The sequence below is a fragment of the Streptomyces sp. DvalAA-43 genome (assembly GCF_900091725.1).
GTDB classification, from domain to species: Bacteria; Actinomycetota; Actinomycetes; order Streptomycetales; family Streptomycetaceae; genus Streptomyces; species Streptomyces pulveraceus.
The window spans coordinates 239,219-260,990 of record NZ_FMBW01000095.1 but is presented as its reverse complement, the minus strand read 5'-3'; the positions used below and the strand labels follow the sequence as shown (position 1 = coordinate 260,990).

Here is a 21,772-nt window from a genome sequence, read left to right as displayed (position 1 = left end):
ACACCCGGCCCCGAAGGGCCCGGGTGCCCCATTCACCGGAACCCGGACCGTTCCGTACGCCGTCCCGCGCGCCGTAACCGCAGTCGCTGCACGCGCGAGTCCGCGCCGTGACCGGACTCCCGGGTGCCGGACCGATCCGTGAAGGACACCCTTGGCGATGAACACCACCCTGCCCGTTCCGCGCGGGCCACAGCGCGCCACCGCCGTCCCGCGGGACAGGACGGCCGAGGACACCGCCTCGACCGGCTGGGCGCTCGCCGCCCGTACCGGGGACCGGGAGGCCGCCGATGCCTTCGTCCGGGCCCTGCACCGCGACGTCGTGCGGTACGTGGCCCACCTGTCCGCCGATCCGCAGTCGGCCGAGGACCTCGCGCAGGACACGTTTCTTCGGGCGCTGCGCACGCTGCACCGCTTCGAGGGCCGTTCCTCGGCCCGCACCTGGCTCCTCACCATCGCCCGCCGCGCCGTCGTCGACGACTTCCGCAGGGCCGCCGCGCGCCCCCTGCTCGCCGACACCCACGACTGGCGTGCGAGCGTCGAGCGCGCCCAACCGACCGGGCTGCCCGGCTTCGAGGACGGGGTGGCGCTACAGGAGCTCCTGGCCGCGCTTCCCCACGACCGCCGCCAGGCGTTCGTGCTCACCCAGTTGCTCGGGTTCTCCTATGCGGAGGCCGCCCATGTGACGGGCTGCCCGATCGGCACCGTCCGCTCCCGGGTCGCCCGTGCGCGTGCCGCCCTGACCGCGGAACTGGAGCGCGGCGAAGCGGAGGCCGTGCCTCAGGCCGCGTGATGTATGCCGGGGCCGCACCTGTCCGGTGCGGCCCCGGCTCATACGCGCGCGAGGCGCGCCCCCTTGGATAGTCGGCTCCGAACCGTCCGCAGTTCCCTGGTTACGCGGAGAGATGACGCACGCGTCGTTTCGGTCTGACAGCGCGCTTACGCGGGTATATCGGCCCTGTCCAAGGCCGCCGTGGAGAAGGCGCCCCCGGTGGGGGTGCCCTGATGACCCTCGACGCACAAGTCCCCGACCTCACCTCCCTCGAAACCGTCGCCACGTTCTGCGGTAACTGCGACTGCGGCTGCCCCCAGCTCCTCGTGGATCCCTCCGCGAGCGAGGACCGCCGCATCGTCCTCACCGACGACTTCGGCCAGCGCGTCCAGATGAGCGCGACCCAGTTCGCCGACCACGTCACCGAGGCGAAGGCCTTCGACGGTATCTCCTAGTGGCTCGTCTCGGATCGTTGGCCGGGTAATGGATGAGCCTCTGGCGTGGGCCGGGGGTTGGCCTCGGTCTGAGACAGGCTTTACCAAACGGTCGACCACTTGTTTTTCCTGGTCAGGTAGCTTTCAGGGCATCCATTGATCTTTGTGTGCGGGTCCGTTCGGCATGACCGACCGGGTCCGTGAGGAGGGGTGTGCCATGAGTGCGGTCGACCTTGCGGAGACGGCGGCCGGTCTGCCGGAGGCGTGGAGCTCTCGCAGGCTGGGCATGGTGGGGGCGGCCTGCGTAAAGGTACTGCGCATGGACGGGCTGCCGGTCGAGGAAGAGAGCCATGGGGCCGCCGAGGCTCTGCTGGTCCTCGACGGCCGGCTGGAGCTGGAGGTGGACGGCATGCCGGTGTCGGTGCGGGCGGGCGAGCTGTTCATGGTTGCGGCGGGAGCTGCACACACGGTCCGCCCCGGAAGCCGGGGCACGTTGGTGATCGTGGAACTGCCGGAGGAGTAACGGCCCTTCAGGCGGCCTTGGCCGGGTACTCGGTCCAGGTGCGGATGGGTGAGCCCGGGGCGAAGTTGGTCTTCGGCCCGGCCTGGGCGTTGTGCCAGTGCATGTAGGCGGCGATGGCGGTGTTCTGCCCGTGGCGGCTGCGGTGGTCGGTGCCGTTGAGGGCGAAGTAGCGCAGGGCGGCGAACTCGGACTCGATCCAGTTCAGCCATGATCCGTAGGTCGGCAGGAAGACCAGTTCGACGTCGTTGGCCGCGGCCCAGGCCCGCACATTGGCGTGCTTGTGCGGGGAGAAGTTGTCCAGGACGACGTACAGCTTCTCGCCGGGCCAGCGGGCCCGCAGGGCCTTGAGCAGGACCAGGAACTCGCGCCATCGTTTGCGCGGCCGGATCCGGTAGTACAGCTTGCCGGTGGCCAGATCGAGGGCGGCGAGCATGTGCATCACCCCGTCGTACCGGTTGTAGGTGGCTCGCAGACGACGAGGTGAGCGGCGTGGACGCCACGCCTTGCCCTTGCGGGGCATCAGGTTCAGCGGCCCGAACTCGTCCACGCACACCACCCGGCCATCGGCCGGCGGCGTGTCGTACAGCGCCAGGACCCGGTGCATCTTGGCGATGAAGTCCGGGTCGTTCGAGGATTTCCAGGTGGTGGTCGACTGCCAGGAGACTTTGCCCTCGCGCAGTATCCGCCGCAGGGTCTCGCGGCCGACCGCCGGGACGATTGACTGTTTCACCAGGTGCTCGGCCAGCTTGGTCAGGCTCCAGGCGGAGAAGGCGGTGATACGCCAGTCGGCGGGGGATTCCGGGCGATCAGGCAGATGTGCTCGCGCACCTCGCTACTGATCGTCCTGGGGCGTCCCCCACTCCATTTTGGGTCCAGCGCCTCGAACTCCCGTTCGTTGAAGGCATGGATGACATCGCGCACATAGTCGGCGCTGACCTGCATCAACGAGGTGATGTCCGGCACCGACTGGCCCTGGGCGGACATCATCACCACGATCGTCCGCCGCAACTTCACCGGGTCCTTCGCGGTCCGGCTGATCCGCCGCAGCCGACGGCCCTCCTCCATGCTCACGGGCCGGACGAACACTCCCGGACGACGCCTCACGACCACCTCCACGATCACGACCTGGAAGCAGCCTGCCCCGCAACGAGTAGAGGATCAATTACCCGGCCAACAAACCGAGATGAGCCACTAGCGAGCCGGGAGGGTCCGGCACCGAGCGGGGTACACCCCGGGCCGTGCTGGATTCGCCGAGTCGCCGCCGACTCTACTGATCGGGTATCGCGTTGTGTCGGAGACAGCCGGACGGATGCCCGGCCGGAGCTACTGCCCTTCGATCTCGACGAGCGGCGCGTGTTGGTACCAGGTGCAGAAGACCGAGATCTCGCGGTCGTCCCGGGTGAAGGTCACCCGGATCCACTGCGCGGTCTTCCACACCTGCATCTGCCAGCCCGAATCGGGCGTCGCCGAGACCAGATCCGCCGAGGCGCGCTTGATGCCGAAGACGACCCGGCCGCCGTCGACGGTGTAGCCCTTCACGTTCACGGCCCCGCTCGACGGCTCGCCCCCCGGGCTCGGTCCTCGGGGCGGGGCGGAACTGTGCGAGGTACCGGCCGACGGCTGCCCGACCGCGGTGTCCTTGTCGCCCTTGTCGCCGCCGGGCGCGGATTCGCTGGGCTCCGGGGACTTCTCGGGACGGCGGGTGAAGGAGGGCCGCGGCTTCGCCTCCTTCTCCGCGGCGCGTGCCGCGTCCGCGATCGGAAGGGCGCGGGGCGGGTCGTACGCGGTCCCCGACAGCACCGTGTGGACGCCCCACCAGGACAGCGTGACAGCGGCTCCCGTGGAGAGCACCCAAGCTATGCCGTGAACCAGTCCTCGTCGCATCGCGGACCATAGTGCACCATGTGCGGCCCCGGTATACCTCAGGGGAGCAAGTAGTTGAACAACGTACGGTTTTGCCATGGCCAGTGCGCTCGTCGTCGAGGACGACCGGACCAACGACGTACCCCCGTCCTGGCTGCGGCGGAAGCCGGGCGAGCCCGCCGCCGGGCCGCGCCATCCGCGTACCTTCCGTGGCGTGGGCGCCGGGCCGGAGCCCACGCGGTGAGATGGGCACTCATCAGGGTCTGTCCCGCGGTCACCGTGATGGTGGTGGTCGCCTTCGCGGTCCCGCTCGGCCTGGTCGTCAAGGAACTGGCCTCGGACCGGGCGTTCTCGAACGCCGAGCGGCAGGCCGCCGCCATCGGGCCCACACGCTCCATCACCACCGACCGGGAGCAGCCGAGCCGCGCCGTGCTGTCCACCGACGCCGGTGCGGCGGGACGGATGGCGTTGCACATCCCGGCCGGTGACGACCGGTCCGAGCCGGAGATCGGCCGTGGCCGGGCCGGGCACGACGAGGTCGAGGCCGGCCCCGGGCTCGGCCGGACCGGCGTCTCGAAGGTCCCCGGCGGCTCGGCGCTGCCGGCACCCGTCGCGCTCGACTCCGGCGAGATATCGGTCGGCGAGGTGTTCGTGTCCGACGCCGATGTCACCAACGGTGTGACCAGCGCCTGGATCGTGCTCGCCGGCGTCGGCATCGGGCTGGTCATCGGCTCGGTCGCGGTCGCGGACCGGCTCGGCGTACGACTGACCCGGCCCGCCGAGCGGCTCGCGGGCGCCGCACTCGAACTGGGCGAGGGCAAGCTCGGCGTGCGGGTGCCCGAGGACGGACCGAACGAGCTCAGGCAGGCCGCGGTCCCCATGGCGGACCAGGTGGTGCACCTGCTCGCCAACGAACGGGAGCTCGCCGCGGACCTCTCGCACCGGCTGCGCACCCCGCTGACAGTGCTGCGGCTCAATGCCGCCTCGCTCGGCCACGGACCCGCCGCGGAGCAGACCCGGGCCGTCGTCGAGCAGCTGGAACGCGAGGTCGACACGATCATCCGCACCGCATGCGAGCCAAGCCCCGGACCGCCCCGGTGGTGCCCGTGGCCGGCTGCGACGCCGAGGTGATCCGTGCGCGGATGGACTTCTGGTCCGCACTCGCGGAGGACGAGGGGCGCGCGGTGAGCGTCGCGGGTGTCGCCCGTGCCGACACGCATCCCGGTCGCCCGTGCCGACCTCGTGGCCGCACTCGACGCACTGCTGGGCAATGTCTTCCGGCACACGCCGGAGGGCACCGCCTTCTCGGTGGACGTGCACAACGGCGGGGACGTGGTGATCGTGCTCGTCTCGGACGCGGGACCGGGCATTCCCGATCCGGCCGCGGCGCTCGCCCGGGGCGACACCGGCGGCCGAACCGGCTCGACCGGGCTCGGACCGGACATCGTGCGGCGGATGGCGGAGTCCACGGGCGGCGATGTCCGCATCGGCCACTCCGTGCTCGGCGGCACCGAGATACGCATCTGGATCCAGCTCGACGGCAGACGCCCCGAGCCGGGGCGCCGCCGCCGTCGGGGCGCGGCCCGCCGCGGCTGACCCGATCCGGCGGGCTCCTCCCGTACGAGACCGCCGTGACGGGTACCGGGGTTACCGCCGAAGCCCGGCGGTGTGCCCCCGTACCCGTGCCGCCGCCGCGCCGTCAGACGCCTGCCGCCCGTGCCGCCCCGTACACCTCGGCCGCCACGTCGATCAGCTCCGCGGCGTCGCGTGTCGTGCCCTGGAGATCCAGCAGGATCTCCGGGACGCCCGTCCCGGCATGGGCCACCAGGTCCTCGACGATCTGGGCCACATTGCCGTGGAAGGGGGCGCGGTCCGCGCCGCCGACCGGTTCGGCGCTGTACCTGGCGTTGGCGCGGGCGCAGACGCCGACCGGACGCTCCCGGCCGCGCTCCGCCGCCAGGTCCCGCACCCGCTTCCACTGCTCGGCCAGCTGGGTGGCGCCCATGGCAACGGGCATCCAGCCGTCCGCCCGGTCGACCAGGCGGCGGGTGGCCCGGGGGCTGTTCGCCGGCAGATAGACCGGAATGGGCCGCGCCGGCTTCGGGCCGACCTCGGACGGGGCGATCGTGGTCAGCTCGCCCTCGTACGAGACCGGATCCGGGCCCCAGACGGCCGCGCACACGTCGAGCAGCTCGTCCAGGACCGCACCACGCTTCTCGAAGGGGGCGACCGCGGCGGCGGCGTACTCGTCCAGGGACCAGCCCGTCCCGAGGCCCGCCACCACCCGTCCGCCGCTCGCGGCGTCGAGCGAGGCGAGCGAACGGGCCAGCTGGAACGGCATGTGCAGCGGCGCGACCAGGACGCTGGTGCCGAGACGGGCACGACCCGTCGCCCCGGCGGCCAGCGCGAGCGTGATCAGCGGGTCGGCGACACTGCGGTACTGATCGGGCCAGGGCAGCCCCGGAACGCCGTACAGCCCCTGGGTGGCGGGCTCGGGGAAGAGGATCCGCTCGAAGACCCACAGACTCTCGTAGCCGGTCTCCTCCGCGGCGCGGGCCACGGCGGCCACATCGCGGCCGATGTCGTACTGCTTCATCTGCGGGAGACCGAGACCCAGCGAGACCGGCATGAGCGCACTCCTTCTGGTGGGCGGTGGGGCAACCACCGTATGACACATGTCCGTTGCATGCCGGGCTTCCCACCGGGAGTGCCGCCCGGCGGGACCGCGCTCCGGGGCGGGTGTGCGCCCCGCGACCGGGGGGCCACGCTTCGCCGTCTGCGAAAGCAGGGCCCTGTCGAGGCCGGGGCGATCACGAGATATCTTGATGTCAAGCAATGTTGCAGACGTGGAGCGGAGCACAGGGTGACTGACTCGACCATCATCTATACACACACCGACGAGGCCCCGGCCCTGGCGACGTATTCGTTCTTGCCCGTCGTCCAGGCGTACGCCTCGACGGCCGGGGTCAATGTCGAGAGCCGTGACATCTCGCTGGCCGGACGCATCATCGCCGGCTTCCCCGAGCGTCTCCAGGAGGGCCAGCGCATCGACGACGCGCTCGCCGAGCTCGGTGAGCTGGCCAAGCGCCCCGAGGCCAACATCATCAAGCTTCCGAACATCTCGGCCTCGATCCCGCAGCTCAAGGGGGCCATCGCCGAGCTCCAGGCACAGGGCTACGCGCTCCCGGACTACCCGGACGACCCGCAGACCGACGAGGACAAGGACGTCCGCGCGCGCTACGACAAGGTCAAGGGCAGCGCCGTGAACCCCGTGCTGCGCGAGGGCAACTCCGACCGCCGCGCCCCCGCCTCGGTCAAGAACTACGCCAAGGCGCACCCGCACCGCATGGGCAAGTGGTCCGCCGACTCGAAGACGAACGTCGCCACCATGGGCGTCGACGACTTCCGCGCCACCGAGAAGTCCACGACCATCACCGAGGCCGGTTCGCTGCGCATCGAGCTCGCGGGCGACGACGGCAGCACCACCGTGCTGCGCGAGTCGGTGCCGGTGCTCGCGGGCGAGGTCGTCGACGCGGCGGTCATGCGCGTCGCGGCCCTGCGCGAGTTCTTCACCGCGCAGGTCGCCCGTGCCAAGGCCGAGGACGTGCTGTTCTCCGTCCACCTCAAGGCCACCATGATGAAGGTCTCCGACCCGATCATCTTCGGCCACGTGGTCCGCGCCTTCTTCCCGAACACCTTCGCCAAGTACGGCGAGGTGCTCGTCGCGGCCGGTCTCTCCCCGAACGACGGCCTCGGCGCCATCCTCCAGGGCCTGGACTCGGTGCCCCACGTGGGCGCCGAGATCAAGGCCTCCTTCGAGGCCGAGCTGGCCGAGGGCCCCGCGCTGGCCATGGTCGACTCCGACAAGGGCATCACCAACCTGCACGTCCCGAGCGATGTCATCGTCGACGCGTCCATGCCGGCCATGATCCGCACCTCCGGTCACATGTGGGGTCCGGACGGCCAGGAGGCCGACACCCTCGCGGTGCTCCCGGACAGCAGCTACGCGGGCGTCTACCAGGTCGTCATCGACGACTGCCGCGCCAACGGCGCCTTCGACCCGTCGACCATGGGCTCGGTGCCGAACGTCGGCCTGATGGCGCAGAAGGCCGAGGAGTACGGCAGCCACGACAAGACCTTCGAGATCCCCACCACCGGTACGGTGCGGGTCGTCGACGGCAAGGGCGACGTCGTGCTGGAGCAGGCCGTGGGCGCCGGCGACATCTTCCGCATGTGCCAGGCCAAGGACCTCCCGATCCAGGACTGGGTCAAGCTCGCCGTCACGCGCGCCCGCGCCACCGGCGTCCCGGCCGTGTTCTGGCTCGACGAGGACCGCGCCCACGACGCGCAGCTGATCGCCAAGGTCAAGACGTACCTCGCCGACCACGACACCGATGGTCTGCAGATCGAGATCATGTCGCCGGAGAAGGCGACCGCGTTCTCGCTGGAGCGCATCCGCCGCGGCGAGGACACCATCTCGGTCACCGGCAACGTGCTGCGTGACTACCTGACCGACCTGTTCCCGATCCTGGAGCTGGGCACGAGCGCGAAGATGCTCTCGGTCGTCCCGCTCATGAACGGTGGCGGTCTGTTCGAGACGGGCGCCGGCGGCTCCGCGCCCAAGCACGTCCAGCAGCTCGTCAAGGAGAACTACCTGCGCTGGGACAGCCTGGGCGAGTTCTTCGCGCTCGCGGCCAGCTTCGAGCACCTGGCGACGACCACGGGCAACGCACGCGCCCAGATCCTCGCCGACACCCTCGACCGCGCCACCGGCACCTTCCTCAACGAGGACAAGTCGCCGAGCCGCAAGCTGGGCGGGATCGACAACCGCGGCAGCCACTTCTACCTGGCCCTCTACTGGGCCCAGGAGCTGGCGCAGCAGACCGACGACGCACAGCTCGCGCAGGCGTTCGCCGGGCTCGCGAAGACGCTGGGCGAGCAGGAGCAGACCATCGTCGACGAGCTGATCGCGGTACAGGGCTCGCCGGTCGACATCGGCGGCTACTACCAGCCCGACCCGGCGAAGGCCGCGGCCGTCATGCGCCCGTCGGCCACGTTCGTCGAGGCCATCGCCGCCATCGGCTGACGAAGCACCTGCGGACAGGGGCGCATCCAGGCGCCCCGCCCCTCCCGCCCCGGTCGGCATCATGCCCGGCCGGGGCGGTTCCATGTCCCGGGCCGGAACCGCGAAGCTGACATGTCGCCGTTCTCCGACCCGGGCGTTCGCCGGATCGCTCGCCAACAACACCGGGCAGGAGCGGAGTTCGGCCGATCGCCTGCCGTCCACGGCGTTCCGGCGGCATGAAACGGCGCGCGTTCGCCGCCGGTTGACCGCGCGCGGGCCCGCGCCCCGCACGTACGCCCGGCACGGCGCCCCGTCGCGCTGCCGTCGGCCGTACGCGCACGGGACCCGGCCCCCGCGCGACCCGCCCCCGCGCACGGACGCCCTGACGGGTGAATGTCACGCGGCGGCGGGCGGCGGGCCGCGCATAGCGGCCCCGCGGCTGATTTGCTGCACCTGGAATCTGGCGTGACGCGCGCGGGACGGGTCGGCCGGCCGTCCCGGTGGGTACGGCGCCCCTGCCGGGTGCTCGTCCACCCGCGAACGACAATCGAAGGAGCGTCCCAGTGACGACGACGGGCACAACAGGGGCAGCCGAAGAAGAGGAGGCGTACGCGAACGAGCTTCCGGTCCGCGCCAAGGAACCGGGAAACGTCGTCATCAAGTGGCTGACCACCACCGACCACAAGACGATCGGCACCCTCTACCTCGTCACCTCGTTCGCCTTCTTCGTCGTCGGCGGCATGCTGGCCCTGGTCATGCGTGCCGAGCTGGCGCGTCCGGGGATCCAGATCGTCTCGCCCGAGCAGTTCAACCAGGCGTTCACGATCCACGGCACGATCATGCTGCTGATGTTCGCGACGCCGCTGTTCGCCGGATTCACGAACTGGATCATGCCGCTGCAGATCGGCGCGCCCGACGTGGCGTTCCCGCGGCTGAACATGTTCGCCTACTGGCTCTACCTCTTCGGCTCGCTCGTCGTGATCGCCGGCTTCGTCACCCCGAACGGCGCGGCGGACTTCGGCTGGTTCGCGTACTCCCCGCTGACCGACGCGGTCCGCTCGCCGAACATCGGCAGCGACATGTGGATCATGGGTCTGGCCTTCTCCGGCTTCGGCACGATCCTCGGTTCGGTCAACTTCATCACCACGATCATCTGCCTGCGCGCCCCCGGCATGACGATGTTCCGCATGCCGATCTTCGTCTGGAACGTCCTGCTGACCGCTGTGCTGGTCCTGCTGGCCTTCCCGGTCCTCGCCGCCGCGCTCCTGGTGCTGGAGGCGGACCGCAAGTTCGGCGCCCACGTCTTCGACCCGGCCAACGGCGGTGCGCTGCTCTGGCAGCACCTCTTCTGGTTCTTCGGCCATCCGGAGGTGTACATCATCGCGCTGCCGTTCTTCGGCATCGTCACCGAGATCATCCCGGTCTTCAGCCGCAAACCGATCTTCGGCTACATCGGCCTGATCAGCGCCACCATCGCCATCGCGGGCCTCTCCGTGACCGTGTGGGCGCACCACATGTACGTCACGGGCGGTGTGCTGCTGCCGTTCTTCTCGTTCATGACCTTCCTCATCGCGGTACCGACCGGTGTGAAGTTCTTCAACTGGATCGGCACCATGTGGAAGGGGTCGTTGTCCTTCGAGACACCGATGCTCTGGTCCATCGGCTTCCTGGTGACGTTTCTCTTCGGTGGCCTGACCGGTGTCGTCCTGGCATCGCCCCCGATGGACTTCCACGTCTCGGACTCGTACTTCGTCGTCGCGCACTTCCACTACGTCGTCTTCGGCACCGTGGTCTTCGCGATGTTCGCCGGATTCCACTTCTGGTGGCCGAAGTTCACCGGGAAGATGCTGGACGAGCGGCTCGGCAAGATCACGTTCTGGACGCTGTTCGTGGGCTTCCACGGCACGTTCCTGGTGCAGCACTGGCTGGGCGCCGAGGGCATGCCGCGCCGCTACGCCGACTACCTCGCGGCCGACGGCTTCACCGCGCTGAACACCATCTCGACGATCTCCTCGTTCCTGCTCGGCCTGTCGATCCTGCCGTTCTTCTACAACGTGTGGAAGACCGCCAAGTACGGCAAGAACGTCGGGGTCGACGACCCGTGGGGCTACGGCCGTTCGCTGGAGTGGGCGACCTCCTGCCCGCCGCCGCGCCACAACTTCCACGCCCTGCCGCGGATCCGTTCCGAATCCCCTGCCTTCGACCTGCACCACCCCTCGGTCCGCGCACTCGACGAAGCCCTCAACCGCCCGGCCCCCGAGATGCCCCCCGCCTCCGGGGACAAGCCCGCGTGAGCAGGGCGGCCCGGCGGGAGGAGGAGCGAATGGACCCCGACGAGGACAGCGCCCGCGGTCTGGTGCGGCTGCAGGGCTACCTGGTGTGGAACGCCGAGGTCGAGGAGGCCCGCCGCCGGGCGGCCCGCTTCACCGGTCAGCTGCCCTGGCTCACCACGGCGCAGCGCGAGGACGTGGAACGCGTCTACACCGCCGACCGCCTCGCCGCATCACGGGCGACGCTCCGCCGCGTCTCGGCCCGCGCCGCCGCGCTGCGCGGCGAGTACGAGGCGCGCTACCGCGTACTCAAGGCACGCTGCGTGGCCACCGGTGTGGTGTTCCTCGGCGCGGTCGGCGGCACCTGCACCGCACTCACCCTGCTGACCCGCTGACCGGGTGGCGTCGTCCGTCCGCCGTCCCCAGCAGGCGAACTCGCCCGGGGCTCGTGAAGATGGGGAACGACGGGCGCGTGCGACGGGGCAGGCGAACGGATGACCGTCCAGGCCCGAGAAGGGACGAACACTGTGGCACGACCCAGGATCCTCGTTGTCGGCGCCGGATTCGCCGGAGTGGAATGCGTACGCCGTCTGGAGCGCGGGCTCGTCCCCGGCGAGGCCGAGATCGCGCTCGTCGCCCCGTTCTCCTACCAGCTCTACCTCCCCCTGCTGCCTCAGGTGGCCGCGGGTGTGCTCACCCCGCAGTCGGTCGCCGTCTCGCTGCGCCGCAGCCGCAAGCACCGCACCCGGATCATCCCGGGCGGGGCCATCGGCGTGGACCCCGAGGCGAAGATCTGCGTCATTCGCAAGATCACCGACGAGATCGTCTACGAGCCCTACGACTACCTCGTGATCAGCGCCGGGAGCATCACCCGCACCTTCGACATCCCCGGTCTGCTGGACAACGCACGGGGCATGAAGACGCTGGCCGAGGCCGCCTACATCCGGGACCACGTGATCGCGCAGCTCGATCTCGCGGACGCCAGCCACGACGAGAACGAACGGGCCTCGCGGCTGCAGTTCGTGGTGGTCGGCGGCGGCTACGCCGGTACCGAGACGGCGGCCTGTCTCCAGCGCCTCACCACCAACGCGGTCAGGCACTACCCGCGCCTCGACCCGAAGCTGATCAAGTGGCATCTCATCGACATCGCCCCGAAGCTGATGCCCGAACTGGGCGACAAACTGGGCCGGAGCGCCCTGGAGGTGCTGCGCGCCCGCGGCATCGAGGTGTCGCTCGGGGTCTCGATCGCCGAGGCCGCCCCGGAGAAGGTGACCTTCACCGACGGCAGGGTACTGCCCTGCCGCACCCTGATCTGGACGGCGGGCGTCACGGCGAGCCCGCTGGTCAGCACGTTCGACGCGGAGACGGTACGCGGCCGGCTGGCCGTCACACCCGAGATGCGCCTGCCCGGCTTCGACGGCATCTTCGCCCTCGGCGACTGTGCGGCCGTACCGGACCTGAGCAAGGGCGACGGAGCGGTCTGCCCGCCCACCGCGCAGCACGCCATGCGCCAGGGCCGCAGGCTCGCCGACAACCTCATCGCGACCCTGCGGCACCAGCCGCTGAAGCCGTACGTCCACAAGGACCTCGGTCTCGTCGTGGACCTCGGCGGCAAGGACGCGGTCTCCAAGCCGCTCGGCGTCGAACTGCACGGGATCACCGCCCAGGCCGTCGCCCGCGGGTACCACTGGTCGGCGCTGCGCACCAATGTCGCCAAGGCCCGCGTCATGACCAACTGGGTGCTCAACGCGGTCGCGGGTGACGACTTCGTACGCACCGGCTTCCAGTCCCGGAAGCCGGCCAAGCTGCGCGACTTCGAGTACACCGGCGCCTACCTCACACCGGCCGAGGTCCGCGAACACACCGCCGCGCTGCACACCCGCACCTGATCGCCCACGGCTCGGCCCCGGCCCCGCTCGTGGCGGGACCGGGGCCGAGCCGTGCGCCGGATCAGCTGTTGTCCGCGTGCCCGGCCGTCAGCCCGGGATCGCGCTCGACCACCGGGTCCAGGATGTCGTCGATGCCCTTCAGCAGCTCCGCGTCGAGTGTCACCCCGGCCGCCCCGACGTTCTCCGTCACCTGTTCGGGCCGGGAGGCGCCGATGATCGCGGCGGACACGTTCGTGTTCTGCAGCACCCAGGCGACGGCGAGCTGGGCGAGGCTGAGCCCGGCGCTGTCGGCGAGCGGCCGCAGGCGCTGGACGCGCTCCAGCACGTCGTCGCGCAGCCAGCCGGCGACCATGTTCGCGCCGCCCTTGTCGTCGGTCGCCCGTGAACCGGCCGGGAGCGGCGCACCGGGCTTGTACTTGCCGGTCAGCGCGCCCTGGGCGATCGGGGACCAGACGATCTGGCCGATGCCCAGCTCCTCGGAGGCGGGCACCACCTCGCCCTCGATGACCCGCCACAGCGCGGAGTACTGCGGCTGGTTGGAGATCAGGGGGATGCGCAGCTCGCGGGCCAGCCCATGTGCGGCGCGGAGCTGGTCGGCCGTCCACTCGGAGACGCCGATGTAGAGGGCCTTGCCGGAGCGGACGACGTCGGCGAACGCCTCCATGGTCTCTTCCAGCGGTGTCGAGTGGTCGTAGCGGTGGGCCTGGTAGAGGTCGACGTAGTCCGTCTGCAGGCGGCGCAGCGAGTTGTCGATGGACTCCATGATGTGCTTGCGGCCGAGCCCCCGGTCGTTGTGCCCGGGGCCGGTCGGGAAGTAGACCTTGGTGAACACCTCCAGGCCCTCCCGCCGTTCGTTCTTCAGCGCCCGGCCCAGCACGGCTTCGGCCCGGGTCTCGGCGTAGACGTCGGCGGTGTCGAAGGTGGTGATTCCGGCGTCCAGGGCAGCGCGGATACAGGCGACCGCCGCGTCCTCCTCCACCTGGGAGCCGTGGGTCAGCCAGTTCCCGTAGGCGATCTCACTGATGGTCAGGCCGCTGCGGCCGAGTCGGCGGAACTCCATGTGGCTGCTCTCCCTGTGCTCGTGAGGCGTGGATCATGCACGACCCGGCCCATGCTATTGCGCCGGTCGGGATCCGTTCGGACCGGCTCAGGCGTCCGGGACGGTGCCGTGGACGGCGCGGAGGAAGGCGGCGTTGTCCGGGGTGCGGCGGATCCGGTCCAGCAGCGTCTCCAGCGCGGTCTGCGGGTCCCTGGTGTGCAGCGCGCGCCGCAGGCCCCGCACCACGCGCAACTCGCCTTCCGGTACCAGGAGTTCCTCGCGCCGGGTGCCGGATGCCGGGATGTTCACGGCCGGGTGGGTGCGGCGGTCGGCCAGTGCGCGGTCGAGCCGGAGCTCCATGTTGCCGGTGCTTTTCAGCTCCTCGAAGAAGTAGTCGTCGGCGCGGGAGCCGGTCTCCACCAGTGCGGTGGCCAGGATGGTGAGGGAGCCGCCCTCCTCGGCGAGCCGTGCGGCGCCGAAGAGCTGCTTGGGGCCGAGCAGGGCGGACGCGTCGACGCCGCCGCTGAGGGTGCGCCCGCCCGCGGCGGAGGCGTTGTTGTGGGCGCGGCACAGGCGGGTGAGGGAGTCGAGCAGGATGACGACGTCCCGGCCCTGCTCGACCAGCCGTTTGGCGCGCTCGACCGCGAGTTCGGCGAGGGCGATGTGTTCCTTCGCGGGCCGGTCGAACGTCGAGGCGAGCACCTCACCCCGTACGGACCGGCGCATGTCGGTGACCTCCTCGGGGCGCTCGTCGACCAGCACCACCATCAGATGGCACTCGGGGTGGTTGGCCGCGACGGCGGCGGCGACCTGCTGGAGCAGTACCGTCTTACCCGTCCTGGGCGGCGCGACCACGAGCCCGCGCTGGCCCTTGCCGATCGGTGCGACGAGGTCGACGAGGCGCATCGCGGCCCCGCCGGACGGTGTCTCCAGCCGCAGCCGCTGCCTGGGATGGAGCGGGGTGAGATCGCGGAAGTGCGGCCGGCCGCGCAGTGCCTGCGGGGGGCGGTCGTTGACCCGCTCCACCGTGGACAGGGTGCGGGGCCGGTCGCAGAGCCCTTCGACGGCATCGCCCCGGCGCAGGCCGTGGCGGCGGATCAGAGCGGCCGGGACCGTCACGTCGCCCGGGGAGGGCAGGCCGTCCCGGGCGCGCAGCGCGCCGTTGCCCTGGTGCGTGATGTCGAGGACCCCGCCGGCGCGGACGACCCGGGGCGCCGCAGCGGCTTCGACGGTGTCAGTGGTCAAATCCTGCTGGAAAACCGGGTGTTCGAGGGTGCTGGTCATGGTGGGAAGTCCTTTCGCGGACATGGCGAATGAAGGGGCCGGACGGCGCGGGCGGAAGGGATCACGCCCCGCACGACGGGCGGGAAAGTCCGAACGGAGAAAACCCGGTCCGAACTGGGCGAGGTGATGAGCGAAAGCTGGATCGCCGGTCGGAAGAGAACGGGCGCGGCAGCTTTGAAAAGATGATTCGGCACCGGAGCCTCGGAGCGAGGCCGACTCACGTGCCACTTGCACGGTACCACGGACCCCGGGCGGCACAACCGGGCCGAGAGCCCCGATATCGAACCGGGACTCCACGTCCACCCCGCCGAGCGCCGCAGGGGCGTCGGCTCGCGGCTGTTCGACACGGCGGTCGCCGCCGCCCGGGAGGAGGGCCGGCGCAGCGTCATCGCGCAGGTGGTGGCCGGTTCTCCGGGCGATCGCTTCCTGCGGGCCAAGGGGCTGCGTACGGTGCTGACCCTGACCTACGTCCGGCTCCCGCGGCCGCGGCCGACACCGGGGCCCTGCGCCGGACCGTCGAGGAGCCTCATCCGGGCTACCGGCTCATCTCCTGGGACGCACCGTCCCGGACGAGCTCGCGCCGACGTTCGCCGCGTCCCGCCGGTTCATGGACGGCATGCCCATGAGCGACACCGACTTCGGCGCGGTCGTCCGGGACGTGGACCGGGTCCGGTCCGCCGCGGCGGACGTCGCGGCACGCGGCGACCTGCTCCACACGGTCGCCGCGCTCGACGAGTCCGATGCCACGATCGCCGGCTTCACGGAACCGGTCGTCCCGGGCGACGGAAAGGGCGACGCCCGGCACTACGGCACCGGAGTCCTCCCCGAGTACCGGGCGCACGGCCTCGGCCGGCGGATGAAGGCGCGGTCCATCCTCCGGGCCCGCGAGAGCCACCCGGACCTGGAAGGGCTGCTGGCGGACACCGCCGACAGCGCTACGCACATGCGGAGCATCGACGACGCGCTCGGCTACCGGCCGACACACCGATCGGTCGAGTACCAGCTCGACCTGTAGGAGCGATCCGGCCGGTGGCCGGGGCGAGACCCCGGCCACCGGCCTTCGCCAGGATCAGGCCGTGCCCCGGAACGCGGCCAGGATCTGCTCCGCCGCCAGCGTGGCCGTCAACTCGCCGTCCCGGACCCGCCGTTCCAGCCCCGGTGTGAGCGCACGCACCTCCGGATGGCCGCGCAGACTCTCCAGCAGCTCGTCGCGCACCATCGTCCAGGTCCAGTCGACCTGCTGGTCACGCCGTTTCGCGGCGAGCCGCCCGGTCGACTCCAGCAGCGCGCGGTGCTGCTCCAGCCGCTCCCACAGGGTGTCGAGACCCGCCGACTCACGGGCGCTGCAGGTGAGGACCGGCGGGGTCCACGCCGCGTCCACCGGGTGCATCAGCCGCAGGGCGCCCGCCAGTTCACGCGCGGCGGCACGGGCGTCGCGCTCGTGCGGACCGTCCGCCTTGTTGACCGCGATCGCGTCCGCCAGCTCCAGGACCCCCTTCTTGATGCCCTGGAGCTGATCACCGGTCCGGGCCAGCGTCAGCAGCAGAAACGTGTCGACCATATTGGCCACCGCCGTCTCCGACTGCCCGACGCCGACCGTCTCCACCAGCACCACGTCGTACCCCGCGGCCTCCATCACCACGATGGACTCCCGGGTCGCCTTCGCCACCCCGCCGAGCGTCCCGGCGGTCGGGGACGGGCGTACGAAGGCCGCCGGGTCCACCGCGAGCCGCTCCATCCTGGTCTTGTCGCCCAGGATGGAGCCGCCCGTACGGCTGGAGGACGGGTCGACGGCCAGCACCGCGACCCGGTGCCCGAGCCCGGTGAGCATGGTGCCCAGCGCGTCGATGAAGGTGGACTTCCCGACCCCCGGCACACCGCTGATGCCGATCCGCCGGGCGGAACCGGAGTGCGGCAGCAGCTCGCGCAGCAACTGCTGGGCCAGCGCCCGGTGATCGGCGCGGGTGGACTCGACGAGGGTGATGGCGCGCGCGATGTGCGCCCGCTTCCCGTCGAGCACCCCCTTCACATAGCTGTCGATGTCGATCTTCGGAGCCATCGGGTCAGCGGCTCACAGCTCGTGACCGAGCGCGGCACCGAGCCGCGTCACCAGGTCGTACGCGGCATCCGGAATGACCGTGCCGGGCGGGAACACCGCCGTCGCGCCCGCCTCGTGCAGTGCCTCGACGTCCTGCGGCGGAATCACCCCGCCCACCACGATCATGATGTCCTCGCGCCCCTCGGCCGCCAGCTCCTCGCGGAGCGCCGGTACCAGCGTCAGATGCCCGGCGGCCAGCGAGGAGACGCCCACGATGTGCACGTCCGCCTCCACCGCCTGCCGCGCCACCTCGGCCGGCGTCTGGAACAGCGGGCCGACGTCGACGTCGAAGCCCAGGTCGGCGAAGGCCGTCGAGATCACCTTCTGGCCGCGGTCGTGTCCGTCCTGTCCCATCTTGGCGACCAGGATGCGCGGACGGCGCCCCTCGGCCTCCTCGAACCTGTCCACCAGCGTCCGGGTCCGTTCCACGGAAGGGGACTCACCTGCCTCGTTGCGGTACACACCGGAGATCGTACGGATCTGGCCCGCATGCCTCCCGTACACCTTCTCCAGGGCGTCCGAGATCTCGCCCACGGTCGCCATCGCACGGGCCGCGTCGACGGCGAGGGCCAGCAGATTGCCTTCGAGGCCGGGGCCGGGATCCCGCTCGGCCGCGGCCGTGAGCGCGCGCAGCGCGGCCCGGCACGCCGACTCGTCGCGCTCCTCGCGCAGCCGGCGCAGCTTCTCGATCTGCTGGGTGCGCACCGACGAGTTGTCGACCTTGAGCACATCGATCTGCTCATCGGTCTCCACCCGGTACTTGTTCACCCCGATCACCGGCTGACGCCCGGAGTCGATCCGCGCCTGGGTGCGGGCCGCGGCCTCCTCCACCCGGAGCTTCGGGATGCCCGCGTCGATGGCCTGCGCCATGCCGCCCGCCGCCTCGACCTCCTCGATGTGCTGCCAGGCCCGGCGCGCCAGGTCATACGTCAGCCGCTCGACGTACGCGCTGCCGCCCCACGGGTCGATCACCCGGCCGGTGCCCGACTCCTGCTGGAGCAGCAGCTGGGTGTTGCGGGCGATCCTGGCGGAGAAGTCCGTCGGCAGGGCGAGCGCCTCGTCGAGCGCGTTGGTGTGCAGCGACTGGGTGTGCCCCTGGGTGGCGGCCATCGCCTCCACACAGGTCCGGGTGACGTTGTTGAACACGTCCTGCGCGGTCAGCGACCACCCCGATGTCTGGGAATGGGTGCGCAGCGACAGCGACTTGGCGTTCTTCGGCTCGAACTCCTTGACCAGCTTGGCCCAGAGCAGCCGGGCCGCCCGCAGCTTCGCGATCTCCATGAAGAAGTTCATGCCGATCGCCCAGAAGAACGACAGCCGGGGCGCGAACGCGTCCACGTCCAGCCCGGCGTCCCGCCCGGCCCGCAGATACTCCACCCCGTCCGCGAGGGTGTACGCCAGCTCCAGATCGGCCGTCGCACCCGCCTCCTGGATGTGATAGCCGGAGATGGAGATCGAGTTGTAGCGCGGCATCTTCTGCGAGGTGTACGCGAAGATGTCGGAGATGATCCGCATCGAGGGCTTCGGCGGGTAGATGTAGGTGTTGCGGACCATGAACTCCTTCAGAATGTCGTTCTGAATGGTCCCGGCCAGCTTCTCGGGCCCGACGCCCTGCTCCTCCGCGGCCACGATGTACAGCGCCAGCACGGGGAGCACCGCGCCGTTCATCGTCATCGACACCGACATCCGGTCCAGCGGGATGCCGTCGAAGAGCTGCCGCATGTCGTAGATCGAGTCGATCGCCACACCCGCCATGCCGACATCGCCGGTCACCCGCGGATGGTCGCTGTCGTAACCGCGGTGGGTCGGCAGGTCGAAGGCGACGGAGAGGCCCTTCTGCCCGGCCGCGAGATTGCGGCGGTAGAAGGCGTTGGACTCCTCCGCCGTGGAGAACCCGGCGTACTGCCGGATCGTCCAGGGCTGGTTGACGTACATCGTCGGGTACGGGCCCCGCAGATACGGGGCGATGCCCGGATACGTGCCGAGGAAGTCGAGCCCTTCCAGATCGTGCCCGGTGTACAGCGGCTTGACCGCGATGCCTTCCGGGGTCTCCCACAGCAGATCGCCGTCGGAACTGCCGGAGGACTCCTTCACCGAGGTGCGCCACCGCTCCTCGGACACCTCGGCGGCGGCGCCCGGACCGAGCTCGATGCCGGAGAAGTCGGGGATACGCATTACGCCACATCCATACGGTCGAGGAGGGAGGAGAGCACGGCCACCACATCGGAGCCCGCGAAGACGTACGCGTCGACGCCCGGGTACTCGCCGGGGCGGCCGGCGAGGAACACCTGGCGCGCACCCGCCGAGCCCAGCGCCTCGGCGACCGCGGCGGCCTGCTCCGCGTAGAGCGCGTCGCTGGAGCAGAGGCAGGCCACGGTGGCCCCGCCGGCCTTGAACGCGGCGGCGGCCGTGGTCGCGTCCACCGAGACCGGGTCGTGGACCGGCTCGATGCCGCCCGACTGGAAGAGGTTGGCGGCGAACGACGCCCGCGCGGTGTGCGCCGAGGCCGGGCCGAGCGCGGCGAGGAACACCTTCGGCCGTTCTCCGGTCGCCGCGAGGTGGGCGTCCGACCGGGCGCGCAGCGCCTCGAACGCCTCGTCACGGCGGACCCTGGGCAGACCGCCCGATGCCGCGGCCGCTCCGGCGGGGGCCGGTTCGCGCTCCACCGGACGCTCCGCCAACTGCGGGAACTCGCTGACCCCGGTGATCGGCTCCTTGCGGCGCGCCAGATCCTTGCTGCGCGCCGCCCAGGTGGCCGCGAGGCGCTCGCCGATCATCCCCGAGCGAAGGGCGGCGGCCTGACCGCCGGACCGTTCGATCTCCTGGAAGAAGGACCAGGCGGCGTCGGCCAGTTCGGCGGTGAGCCGCTCCACGTACCAGGAGCCGCCCGCCGGGTCGATCACCCGGGCCAGGTGCGACTCCTCCAGCAGGATCGTCGACGTGTTGCGGGCGATGCGCCGGGCGAACGCGTCCGGCAGGCCCAGGGCGTGATCGAACGGCAGCACGGTGACGGAGTCGGCACCACCGACACCCGCACCCAGACATGCCAGCGTCGTGCGGAGCATGTTCACCCAGGGATCGCGCCGCGTCATCATCACCGACGACGTCACCGCGTGCTGGTGCTGTGCCCCGGCTCCGGGGGCCCCGCAGACCTCGGCCACCCGCGACCACAACCGCCGCGCGGCCCGCAGCTTGGCGATGGTCAGGAACTGGTCGGCGGTCGCCGCGTACCGGAACTCCACCTGCCCGCAGGCGTCCTCGACCGACAGCCCGGCGTCCGTCAGCGCCCGCAGCCAGGCGACACCGGTCGCCAGCGAGGCGCCCAGCTCCTCGGCCGCCGAACCGCCGGCCTCGTGGTACGGCAGCGCGTCGACGGTCAGCGCCCGCAGCCCGGGAAACTCCTGGGCGCACCGCTGTGCCCAGTGGACCGCGTCCGAGAGATCGGGCTCGGCGCCGCTCCGGGCGGCCTGCCCGAGCGGATCCGCACCCAGGTTGCCGCGTACGCTCCGCGCGTCCACGCCCCGCTCCGCGCAGATCCGCAGCAACTCCGTCGCCGCGGCGCCGGTCTCGGCTCCGGCGTCGAGCACCACGGGGGCCAGATCGAGGTAGACGCCGTCCAGAGCCCCCGCCAGCGCGGACACCGGAACACCCGACACACCGCCCACGGTCAGCCACAGCGAGGTGACACCGTTCTCCAGATCGGCGAGCACCGCCTCGTTGAGACGCGCGGGATCCAGGAGGGTGTGCCGCTGCCGTACGTCCCAGCCGCCCGCCGCGTTGCCCTCGGCCTTGCTGCCGCGGGTGAAGGGGGCGAAGCCCGGATATCCGGCATCGGGCGCGCTGTCGCGCGAGGTGTAGAGGGGGCGGGTGATGAGCCCGTCCTCCACCGTGGTGGACAGTGCTTCCTCGGCTGCCGGACCCGCGGCGTCCTTGCCCGACTTGCGCAGCACGCCTTCGACGAGGCGTTGCCATTGCTCATGGGCGGGGGCGGGGAACTCGGCGGCCAACGAAAGCCCGTCGGCAGGCAGGACCGTCATGCCCAGATGCTAGGTCAGGGCGCTCAAGGGCAGCATGAGTTCCGCTTGTGACCTTGCCCTCTCCGGAACGCACTTGATCCTTCACCCACCGTGGCCTAGACGGCTCCCACCTGCACGGGGCGGACGCGGAAGGCCACGACGGCGGTGCGTACGCGGGCGATCGGCCCATCTCGCCGACTGGGAACGCATCAGCCCTGGGGCGCGCCCCGGTCCATATCGGGCCCGGCGGAATCCAGGGGCCGGAAATTCGGGACGGCCGTTCCGGCCCGTCCATCGGCCCGTGCTGCCCTTGGCGCGGGGTTCCGGAGAACATACCGCCATGGGTGTGATGCGCCCCTGACCTGGGTGAGAGCGGTTTCGTTTTCACATTTCATTTATCTCCCGAAGTGCCCCCGATCGGTGTCGCCCGGCGTTTTACTTTGTCGATTTCCCGGCCGCGTGCGACGTTTGATCCGGCCAGGCCGAATGAATTCGGATAAGCGTCGGGAAAAGGGGAAGTTC

Annotated in this window: 17 protein-coding genes and 2 pseudogenes; 10 read left to right on the top strand and 9 right to left on the bottom strand. The window is 70.9% G+C overall.

Features of this window, described 5'->3' with window-relative positions:
* The first annotated feature begins 157 nt into the window (after positions 1–157).
* The 3 genes from GA0115234_RS41000 (at position 158) to GA0115234_RS40990 (ending at position 1,726) form a co-directional block, all read left to right on the top strand.
* Positions 158–790 carry a sigma-70 family RNA polymerase sigma factor gene (locus GA0115234_RS41000; protein WP_093551977.1) on the top strand — a complete coding sequence of 211 codons (633 nt, stop codon included), beginning with the start codon at positions 158–160 and terminating at the stop codon, positions 788–790.
* A 212-nt stretch (positions 791–1,002) separates the two neighbouring features.
* Positions 1,003–1,224 (top strand): hypothetical protein, encoded by a 222-nt coding sequence (locus GA0115234_RS42725; protein WP_161275758.1) that lies wholly within the window; start codon positions 1,003–1,005, stop codon positions 1,222–1,224.
* A gap of 196 nt (positions 1,225–1,420) precedes the next feature.
* Complete coding sequence (locus tag GA0115234_RS40990; protein WP_093551975.1) at positions 1,421–1,726, top strand: cupin domain-containing protein; 306 nt, start codon at positions 1,421–1,423, stop codon at positions 1,724–1,726.
* A 7-nt stretch (positions 1,727–1,733) separates the two neighbouring features.
* Here the strand turns inward: GA0115234_RS40990 and GA0115234_RS40985 are convergent, their stop codons facing one another.
* From GA0115234_RS40985 to GA0115234_RS40980, 3 genes are all read right to left on the bottom strand, one after another.
* On the bottom strand, positions 1,734–2,456 hold the full coding sequence (locus GA0115234_RS40985) for an IS630 family transposase (RefSeq protein ID WP_202554692.1): 723 nt from the start codon (positions 2,454–2,456) through the stop codon (positions 1,734–1,736).
* A 20-nt stretch (positions 2,457–2,476) separates the two neighbouring features.
* A complete protein-coding gene (locus GA0115234_RS42925; protein WP_202554691.1) occupies positions 2,477–2,830 on the bottom strand; it encodes a helix-turn-helix domain-containing protein in 354 nt (117 codons plus the stop codon).
* Between the two features lie 219 nt (positions 2,831–3,049).
* Positions 3,050–3,610, bottom strand: a complete 561-nt coding sequence (locus tag GA0115234_RS40980) for a hypothetical protein (RefSeq protein WP_093551973.1) — start codon at positions 3,608–3,610, stop codon at positions 3,050–3,052.
* 76 nt (positions 3,611–3,686) lie between these two features.
* Between GA0115234_RS40980 and GA0115234_RS42055 the strand changes: the two genes are divergently transcribed.
* Positions 3,687–3,833 (top strand): winged helix-turn-helix domain-containing protein, encoded by a 147-nt coding sequence (locus GA0115234_RS42055; protein WP_141718552.1) that lies wholly within the window; start codon positions 3,687–3,689, stop codon positions 3,831–3,833.
* Positions 3,830–5,185: pseudogene (locus GA0115234_RS40975) on the top strand (ATP-binding protein). Before GA0115234_RS42055 ends, GA0115234_RS40975 begins: the two are co-directional and overlap by 4 nt.
* Before the next feature lie 103 nt (positions 5,186–5,288).
* Here the strand turns inward: GA0115234_RS40975 and GA0115234_RS40970 are convergent.
* Positions 5,289–6,218: a TIGR03619 family F420-dependent LLM class oxidoreductase gene (locus tag GA0115234_RS40970; RefSeq protein ID WP_093551971.1), complete on the bottom strand. Its 930-nt coding sequence runs from the start codon at positions 6,216–6,218 to the stop codon at positions 5,289–5,291.
* Positions 6,219–6,452: 234 nt separating this feature from the next.
* Here GA0115234_RS40970 and GA0115234_RS40965 point away from each other — a divergent pair, with 234 nt between their 5' ends.
* The 4 genes from GA0115234_RS40965 (at position 6,453) to GA0115234_RS40950 (ending at position 12,813) form a co-directional block, all read left to right on the top strand.
* Positions 6,453–8,675, top strand: a complete 2,223-nt coding sequence (locus GA0115234_RS40965; protein ID WP_093551969.1) for an NADP-dependent isocitrate dehydrogenase — start codon at positions 6,453–6,455, stop codon at positions 8,673–8,675.
* Between the two features lie 542 nt (positions 8,676–9,217).
* A complete protein-coding gene (gene ctaD / locus GA0115234_RS40960) occupies positions 9,218–10,948 on the top strand; it encodes an aa3-type cytochrome oxidase subunit I (RefSeq protein ID WP_093551967.1) in 1,731 nt (576 codons plus the stop codon).
* Between the two features lie 29 nt (positions 10,949–10,977).
* A complete protein-coding gene (locus tag GA0115234_RS40955) occupies positions 10,978–11,319 on the top strand; it encodes a hypothetical protein (RefSeq protein ID WP_093551965.1) in 342 nt (113 codons plus the stop codon).
* Between the two features lie 132 nt (positions 11,320–11,451).
* Positions 11,452–12,813: an NAD(P)/FAD-dependent oxidoreductase gene (locus GA0115234_RS40950; protein WP_093551963.1), complete on the top strand. Its 1,362-nt coding sequence runs from the start codon at positions 11,452–11,454 to the stop codon at positions 12,811–12,813.
* Between the two features lie 61 nt (positions 12,814–12,874).
* Here GA0115234_RS40950 and GA0115234_RS40945 read toward each other — a convergent pair whose 3' ends face one another.
* Both GA0115234_RS40945 and rho read right to left on the bottom strand, forming a co-directional pair.
* Complete coding sequence (locus tag GA0115234_RS40945; protein WP_093551961.1) at positions 12,875–13,873, bottom strand: aldo/keto reductase family protein; 999 nt, start codon at positions 13,871–13,873, stop codon at positions 12,875–12,877.
* Positions 13,874–13,960: 87 nt separating this feature from the next.
* A complete protein-coding gene (rho, locus tag GA0115234_RS40940) occupies positions 13,961–15,136 on the bottom strand; it encodes a transcription termination factor Rho (RefSeq protein ID WP_093551959.1) in 1,176 nt (391 codons plus the stop codon).
* Between the two features lie 291 nt (positions 15,137–15,427).
* On the opposite strand from rho, the pseudogene GA0115234_RS40935 reads away from it, so the two are divergent.
* Positions 15,428–16,151, top strand: a pseudogene (locus tag GA0115234_RS40935) (GNAT family N-acetyltransferase); the annotation flags it as partial.
* Positions 16,152–16,205: 54 nt separating this feature from the next.
* Here GA0115234_RS40935 and meaB read toward each other — a convergent pair.
* The 3 genes from meaB to mutA are packed head-to-tail and all read right to left on the bottom strand — an operon-like array spanning position 16,206 to position 21,271.
* Positions 16,206–17,195 carry a methylmalonyl Co-A mutase-associated GTPase MeaB gene (gene meaB / locus GA0115234_RS40930; protein WP_093551957.1) on the bottom strand — a complete coding sequence of 330 codons (990 nt, stop codon included), beginning with the start codon at positions 17,193–17,195 and terminating at the stop codon, positions 16,206–16,208.
* A gap of 12 nt (positions 17,196–17,207) precedes the next feature.
* Positions 17,208–19,409: a methylmalonyl-CoA mutase gene (gene scpA, locus GA0115234_RS40925; protein WP_093551955.1), complete on the bottom strand. Its 2,202-nt coding sequence runs from the start codon at positions 19,407–19,409 to the stop codon at positions 17,208–17,210.
* On the bottom strand, positions 19,409–21,271 hold the full coding sequence (gene mutA, locus GA0115234_RS40920; protein WP_093551953.1) for a methylmalonyl-CoA mutase small subunit: 1,863 nt from the start codon (positions 21,269–21,271) through the stop codon (positions 19,409–19,411). Before mutA ends, scpA begins: the two co-directional genes overlap by 1 nt.
* Positions 21,272–21,772: the final 501 nt, after the last annotated feature.

Coding starts and splice junctions, on each gene's coding strand:
- GA0115234_RS42725 (WP_161275758.1), top strand. CDS start 1,003: ATGACCCTCGACGCACAAGTCCCCGACCTCACCTCCCTCGAAACCGTC.
- GA0115234_RS41000 (WP_093551977.1), top strand. CDS start 158: ATGAACACCACCCTGCCCGTTCCGCGCGGGCCACAGCGCGCCACCGCC.
- mutA (WP_093551953.1), bottom strand. CDS start 21,271: ATGACGGTCCTGCCTGCCGACGGGCTTTCGTTGGCCGCCGAGTTCCCC.
- GA0115234_RS40980 (WP_093551973.1), bottom strand. CDS start 3,610: ATGCGACGAGGACTGGTTCACGGCATAGCTTGGGTGCTCTCCACGGGA.
- GA0115234_RS40955 (WP_093551965.1), top strand. CDS start 10,978: ATGGACCCCGACGAGGACAGCGCCCGCGGTCTGGTGCGGCTGCAGGGC.
- GA0115234_RS40990 (WP_093551975.1), top strand. CDS start 1,421: ATGAGTGCGGTCGACCTTGCGGAGACGGCGGCCGGTCTGCCGGAGGCG.
- rho (WP_093551959.1), bottom strand. CDS start 15,136: ATGACCAGCACCCTCGAACACCCGGTTTTCCAGCAGGATTTGACCACT.
- GA0115234_RS40945 (WP_093551961.1), bottom strand. CDS start 13,873: ATGGAGTTCCGCCGACTCGGCCGCAGCGGCCTGACCATCAGTGAGATC.
- scpA (WP_093551955.1), bottom strand. CDS start 19,409: ATGCGTATCCCCGACTTCTCCGGCATCGAGCTCGGTCCGGGCGCCGCC.
- meaB (WP_093551957.1), bottom strand. CDS start 17,195: ATGGCTCCGAAGATCGACATCGACAGCTATGTGAAGGGGGTGCTCGAC.
- GA0115234_RS42055 (WP_141718552.1), top strand. CDS start 3,687: ATGGCCAGTGCGCTCGTCGTCGAGGACGACCGGACCAACGACGTACCC.
- GA0115234_RS40970 (WP_093551971.1), bottom strand. CDS start 6,218: ATGCCGGTCTCGCTGGGTCTCGGTCTCCCGCAGATGAAGCAGTACGAC.